We start from the raw sequence: 5,226 nt of genomic DNA on the forward strand, positions 1-5,226 counted from the left end.
CTGAAGCCTGGCGCTCTGAAGCCTGGCGCTTTGAAGCCTGGCGCTCTGAAGCCTGGCGCTCTGAAGCCTGGCGCCCTGAAGCCTGGCGCTCTGAAGCCTGGCGCCCTGAAGCCTGGCGCCCTGAAGCCTGGCGCCCTGAAGCCTGGCGCCCTGAAGCCCGGCGCGATCTACTAGACCTGTGTTGCCCTGAATGGGAATACCTATTCAGCGGAGGGGGAAGGCTGCGGAGGGTCCGCAGCCTTTTTACTTTGTGCGACTACCAGATCTTGCGACCCACAAAGTCCGCGACGGCTTGTAAGGCAAACGCGGCCACGCTTCGGCGCCGGCCGTAGATCCTGGCGGTTCCAATCATCCCCGGGAAGAGTCGCCCGTCGGAGTTGTTGACCAGCAGGGAAACGACGTAGAAGTTCGGGGCTTTCATACCGGCGAATTTGCTCAAGTCCATCAGATTCGGCGCGATCTCTGACGAGACCGGGGAGACGGAAACCGACTGGGCGTCCCACTTTCTGAACATCCCATCCACGTGTAGTTTTGCCGACGCGTTAGCGCCGAAGCGCTTCATGTCGTGCTCGGAAACGTAGATCCGGGCGCGAAGCCGGCCGGTCTCCCCGACTTGCGCCAGCTCCGTGCCCGCGGCCACGTATGCACCCAGCCAGTCTGTTGTGCGGGGGGTCAGTACGACCCCGCCGATAGGAGCCTCCAGCCGCAGGTCGTCGGCCTCTCGCTGGAAGGTATGGGTCTGGTCCTGCATCGCCTGGCGCTCGCGTTCGGCGACGCCGTAGTCGGCATTCTGAAATACCGCGGCGTTCTTGCGAGCCGCTGCCATCAGGTAGCCTGCTGACGTCCTGGCCAGCTTCGATTCGACCTGCAGGTTGCGCAATCGGAACAGGGGCGCCCCTGGGCGGACCGCCTGGCCTTCCGAGGCGTCCACTTGCGTGACGATGCCGGGGACCATGGTGCGGATGACTGCCATGTTCTCCGGCTCGAGTACGAACCTGCCTTGCGCGCTTTCATGCCAGATCGGCGCCAGCAACAACACGGCGGCGGCCGCGGCCGCTGCCCACTTTCGTTCGCCCGCGAACCAGCGGCGGATCCGGTCCTTCTTGTCCAAGTAAACGAATTTCATAAAGTTCACCAATGTGCGAATGCGGCCCTGGAAGATCAGATAGGCGGTCCCGTATTCCGGGATGAACGCCCATTCGTGCGTGAAATTGCGAAAGATGTTCCCGATGAAGCTGGCAAAGACATACAGCACCGAGTAGCTATACAGGCCCGATAGCACCGCGTAGATGGCATAGCCGACGCGCCTCCGCTTGGGCACATACGGTACCTCGACCGGCAGCCGCCACACGTTCTTCTTCACCCACGAGGACAGGTACACGGTCGAGGCTTCCTTCAGGTCGGCGATCCCCAGGATCTCGCAGAGCATGTAGTAGCCGTCGAGTTTCATCAGCGGGTTCCAGTTGATCAGGATCACCGCGATGCCGGTAAAGAGGATGATGAGGTACGAAAGGTCGTGGATGGCCGTGCCCGGCGCCGTGCCCCACCACAGGGGCGTGGCGATGGCGCAGATGATCAGCTCCGACCAGACGCCGGACACCGCGATCATCAGGCGCTGGTGCTGATTTCCCAGCACCTCGCCCTCGGTCGTATCGGTGTAAAAGGCCGGCGTCAGGTACAGCAGGAGGAAGCCCATCGCGGGCACTTTGGCGCCGTAATGCTTGCAGGTGAATCCATGGGCCATCTCGTGCACGCAGAGCAGGGAAGCGCCGACGATCCAGAAGACCGCGACATCGAACCAAGTCTTGTTATTGAAGTTGTAGAACTGGAAGGTGTCGTGCCCGATCTCGCTCCAGTGGGTCACGAACACCCAGATGGTGAAGGCGAACGCGGCCAGGGTCAGGGCGGTAAACCACCAGGTAAAGATGAAGCTCAGGTGCTTGTAGAGCCAGGTGAGAAAGGCATCGGGATTGATGGCGGGGAACTTGATGGTCGATAGGTCGCCCCAGCGGCTCTTTTCTCTCAGCAGTTTGCGCCGCTCTTCGGCGCTCTTCTGCATCAGCTTGATGTTTTTTTCCTGGGGCGTCTTGTACCAGAAATTCATCGCCTCCACGCCGTCGGCGAACTCACGGACGACGTCGGCGGAATACAGCACTCCAGTCTTCTGCGAGAACAGATCGGCGATCTCCTCGTAGGAGCGCTCTCCATTGAACATTTCGATGAGCTGCCAGTTCTCGGGAGGGAAGGAGTACATCGCGTCCACGCCGGGAACGACGGCCTTGACGACCCGTTCCCCTTCCTCAATGTGTTCCTTGAAAACGACGTCGGGCGGGATCCGCGGGTAACGCTCCGCCATCCGCTTGGCGGGTAATTCAGGCAGAGCAACCTCGAGGGCGCGGGTGATGTTCATGGCCGCGAATCGATGCGCACGTTCACCGACATTCCGGGCTTGAGTTCTTTGCCCGGATTCACCACCTCCGCCAGGACCTCGATCGTGCCGCTGGAGGGATCGACCACCGGGCTGATCTCGATGACCTTCGCCCTCTGCTTGAGCTCCGGCGCGCCCGTGCTCATGAGCGAAAGCTCCTGGCCTTTCTTCATGGTCGCGATGAACCTCTCCGGCAGGGTGAACTTCACGCGCAGGGGACTGGTCGCCGTCACCCAGAAGATGCGGTCGCCGACCGCGACCTTCTGCCCCGCCCGCACGTAGCGGCGCGCCACCAGGCCATCAAATGGGGCGCGGATGCGGGTTTTTTCCAGCTCGAGCTCCAGGGACCGCTCCGTAGCCCGCGAGCCGACCAGCAGCTCTTCGACGCGCTTGATGTCCCATTGATCGGACTCCGCCTTGTACTTGGCGTGGTCGAGCTGTTCTTTGGTGATGAGCTGCGCGTCCCACATCTTCTGGGCGCGCACGTAGTCCGAGTGCAGGACCTCAGCTTCGGCCCTCCAGTTCTTGAGGTCAGCTTCGGTGCTGCGGGTCTTGGCGCGGGCCGCATCCAGGTCGGAAGAAATCTGCCGGTCGTCGAGCAGGGCCAGCACCTGGCCGGCCTTGACCGCGGCGCCTGCTTCGGCGGAAATCTTGGCCACGATCCCTTCCCGCTGCGCCGCCACATCGACCTGGTTCTCGACCACCAGTGGCCCGGAGGCAACAAACTCGGTTTCCTGCAGGGCGCGGGCGGACGCTGCCGGCGCCGCCGCCGACACTGTCGACGCCGGCGCGGCCGATTTCGATTGCTCGCAGCCCGCCAGGAGAGTTGCCCCGACCGCGGCCAGTCCAAACGCCAGAACCCGTCTCATCCCAGCCTCCCCTTACCAGCCGAACCAGTACCAGATCTTGGAATACAGCCACAGCGCCATCCCCCGGAAGAGCACATATCCCGAGGGGCGCCAGCCCACCGTGACCTTGCCCCGTCCTTGCATCCCCGAACGGATGGCGCCGTCTTCGTTGGGCAAGCTCACGCGCGCGAAGAACACCCGCGACTCGCCTTGCACTTCGCCCTTCGGACTGACAATGTCGACCGCACCCCGGAAAGTGTGCGTGGGATAGAAGTTCAGCTTGATGGCGGCCGATGACCCGGCCTGCAGCAGTCCCGCCTGGTCGTCATCGACCGCGATGTCCACCACCGCGTGCGAGGCGTCGACCACTTCCGCGAACGAGTCGCCGAACTGGAGTCGCCGTCCCACCGAGTTCTCGATGTGGGGAGTGGCTACCACCCCGTCGATCGGGGAGCGCAGCTTGGTCTTGTCCAGCAGCTCCTGAGCTCGCGCTACTTCGGATCGCCAGTAGTCCGCCTGCACCTTCTGGATCCCGGCCTCAGTGCCGTCATTCGTTGCCAGAGCCCGGTTCATCAGCAATTGCGCGCTCTCGTATTTCGCCTTCGCTGCGGACAGAGCGGCCCGGTAATCCCAGTCCGCCACCTCGGCCAGGATGGTGTTGCGGGCTACGTGATCGCCCTCGCGGACATATACCTTCTGGACGACGCCCTCGACCTCCGGCTGGATCTGCACGCGATGGGCCGGAGCAACGATCACATCTCCGTCGACCCGCATGGGGATGGGGATCACGACCAGGAAAACCGCGATCGCGATGGCGGCGATGTAGGTCGCCTTCCGCCGCCGCTTCTCCATCGCCATGAACTTGCGTTTCCTCTCCATGACCGGCTCGAGTACGGAGATGAAGGGCACGTCCTTGTACATCTGCGCGTTGCGCAATGCGACCGTGGCCTGGCCGGCCAGGACCTGGACGATCTCCAGGTGCGTCTGGGTCAGAAAATCGGGATCGGCGCTTTCCAGGCACAGGATGCCGACCGAACCGGTATCGTCATTCAGCGGCTTGGCGTAGAAGCCGCGCATGCCGGATTCAGCGAAGTACTTGTGGAACTTTGCCCGCGTCTCCTCGCGGGGATCGTCGATCTCGCCGTCCCGCTCGCGTACGTCGACCACCTCACCCGACAGCGCCGCCCACTGCAGGATGTCGTCCAGCTGCCGGACTTCCGGCGACGCGGCATTCACCTGCGTCTTGCCGGTGATGGCGCTCAACTTGAACCGGCCGCCCTGGAGCAGGCCGATCGAGGCACGCTCGTAAGGGATCACGGCTTGGGGAGCGTTGACGATAGTCTGCAACACGCGATCGAGATTCAGCGTCGAGGTGATCTCCTGGCTGACGGTGACCAGGGTCTCCATGATCTCCAGCTTGCGCTCCGCCAGCAGAAGGCTGGCGTTGTGCAGCGCATTGCTGGCGGTCTCGCACATGGTGGTGAGCAGGAACAGTTCGTCCTCATCAAACTGGGACCCGTCATTGCGGTTCACAGCCTCGACCACGCCGACCAGCGAGCCCCGGTCCAGGACGGGCGCAGCCACCAGGGTGAAGACGGCCCCTTCCTCCACGCCTTGGTTGCGCCGCGCCAGGCGCTCGTCTTCGGGGTCCTCGATCAGCACTGGTTGGCCCGAATCCGAGACGTCCCCGGCCACGCCCTCCCCGGGTTTCTGCCGGCTTCCCACCTCGGCGGTCACGTCCACCCCGGCCTGGCTGGTCAGGACCACGCCATCGCCTTCCACCATCCAGAGATTCACCCCCTGGACGTTCATCACCTCGTGGAACTTCGAGGCGATCATCTTCATCAGGTCGTCCATCTCGAGATTGGAGTTGAAGACCTTCTCCAGGTCGTACATCTGGGTGATGCGGGTGATGGACTCGAGTTGAGAGTTGCGCTCGTTCTCGTAGGC

General features: G+C 63.1%; 3 protein-coding genes. All 3 read right to left on the minus strand.

What is annotated here, in order from left to right:
• Window positions 1-256 precede the first annotated feature (256 nt).
• The gene (locus tag VMS96_03030) at window positions 257-2,410 is read right to left on the minus strand and encodes an HlyD family efflux transporter periplasmic adaptor subunit (GenBank protein ID HVP42375.1); all 2,154 of its coding nucleotides are present in this window, start codon (window positions 2,408-2,410) and stop codon (window positions 257-259) included.
• Entirely contained in the window at window positions 2,407-3,297 is an 891-nt protein-coding gene (locus VMS96_03035) for an efflux RND transporter periplasmic adaptor subunit (GenBank protein ID HVP42376.1), read from the minus strand. Before VMS96_03035 ends, VMS96_03030 begins: the two co-directional genes overlap by 4 nt.
• Window positions 3,298-3,309: 12 nt before the next feature.
• The coding region (locus tag VMS96_03040; GenBank protein HVP42377.1) for a GAF domain-containing protein at window positions 3,310-5,226 on the minus strand (1,917 nt) is incomplete at its 5' end.

Source organism: Terriglobales bacterium, assembly GCA_035543055.1.
Taxonomy (GTDB): domain Bacteria; phylum Acidobacteriota; class Terriglobia; order Terriglobales; family Acidobacteriaceae; genus JAIQFD01.

Excerpts from the sequence above, each read along its gene's own strand:
- VMS96_03030 (HVP42375.1), bottom strand. The coding sequence starts at position 2,410 with ATGAACATCACCCGCGCCCTCGAGGTTGCTCTGCCTGAATTACCCGCC.
- VMS96_03035 (HVP42376.1), bottom strand. The coding sequence starts at position 3,297 with ATGAGACGGGTTCTGGCGTTTGGACTGGCCGCGGTCGGGGCAACTCTC.